Annotated in this window: 1 pseudogene; it reads left to right on the top strand. The window is 66.4% G+C overall.

The window, feature by feature from the left end:
- Positions 1-238, top strand: a pseudogene (locus FQ664_RS26870) (pyoverdine maturation tyrosinase PvdP); the annotation flags it as partial.

The raw sequence follows: 238 nt of genomic DNA, 5'->3' as shown, positions 1-238 counted from the left end.
GCCTTACACCCCCGAGATGCTGGCCTGGGTGGTCGGTGCCGAACACCGCTTGTTCCACCAGCTCTGGCATGCCACCCGTGACCAGTGGCACAAATTGCCGCGGAACAAGCAGGACGCCCTGCGTGGCCTGGGCTGGCAGCCCGGGCCCAGGGACCATGAGCGCGATGCCCGTGGCCCGCGCAAGCACCGCAATGGCTCGGGCATCGATTTCCTGTTCATGCACCGGCACATGCTGATG

It is taken from the genome of Pseudomonas persica (assembly GCF_900291015.1).
Classification (GTDB): domain Bacteria; phylum Pseudomonadota; class Gammaproteobacteria; order Pseudomonadales; family Pseudomonadaceae; genus Aquipseudomonas.
Note: the sequence above shows the minus strand (reverse complement) of the source record. Positions and strands in the feature narration are given on the sequence as shown.